We start from the raw sequence: 861 nt of genomic DNA, 5'->3' as shown, positions 1-861 counted from the left end.
AAAGAAAATTAAAAAATAATCCAAAAAATCCTTAAAATTAAAACACCACCGCTCGCCACAGCCAAGTGACCGAGCAACGCGAGCGAACGGGCGAGGAAGCGGAAGATAACCGGAAATTAAAGGGAACACAGTCACGCGAAAATCACAAAATACTAATTTCTTCCAATCTGGGCGATTTGTAAAAACAGCAATTTGCGCCGTCAGTCTCAAAGATATGTTGAGAAGCCAATTTCTTGGCAGCTATTTTCATCTCAGAGGAAAGATAGATGAAATTTGTTGTCTTACCCTTCTCGTGGTCAACGTTAGTGATGATAGTTGCTTTGAAGTATTTCATGCCGCACCCCCAACTCGCTGGAGAATTCGGGCACGCTGACGACGGGTTAAATTGCGTGAGGTTCGAACGAATAACTCGATGATTTGATTTTGCGCTTCAATTACGCGCACACGGAAGGTACTATTTCGCATAGCTCAACTCCTAGTCATCTTAGGTTTTGGGTTAGCTGATTGCAAGAGTAACGACTCTTGTAGTCAGCGACTATAAAATCATTTCATCTCTGAAAATGTAATCTCTTCTGTTTTTCCGTTTTTGGTGTAGGTACTAACCCAAATGATGGGATTGAACCTATCCCAATCAACTTTAACTGCGTACTTCTTATTAACTCGAAATTCTCCTCGATTTACTCTTTCTATTAAACCAGCAGCTATTAACGCTTTAATATTGTTATTAAAGGCAGCTAAACTAGTATCATGTCTTTTACAAAATCTATCTTTTGCAGATTTACCATAAGATACTTCATTGTGATCATTCATATGTTTTAACATAAAATGAAATATGTTCATTTGAAGCCCAGTAACTCCCTT

The 861-nt window shown here is 38.7% G+C and carries 2 protein-coding genes; both read right to left on the bottom strand.

Annotation, left to right across the window (positions count from 1 at the left end):
• Positions 1–142 precede the first annotated feature (142 nt).
• Positions 143–334, bottom strand: coding sequence for a hypothetical protein (locus AYJ55_RS19910; RefSeq protein ID WP_063657704.1), 192 nt, complete (start codon positions 332–334; stop codon positions 143–145).
• A 209-nt stretch (positions 335–543) separates the two neighbouring features.
• A partial coding sequence (locus tag AYJ55_RS19905; RefSeq protein WP_222703543.1) for a hypothetical protein occupies positions 544–861 on the bottom strand: 318 nt, incomplete at its 5' end.

The sequence above is a fragment of the Candidatus Arsenophonus triatominarum genome (assembly GCF_001640365.1).
GTDB classification, from domain to species: Bacteria; Pseudomonadota; Gammaproteobacteria; order Enterobacterales; family Enterobacteriaceae; genus Arsenophonus; species Arsenophonus triatominarum.
This window is presented reverse-complemented; position numbering and strand designations above follow the sequence as displayed.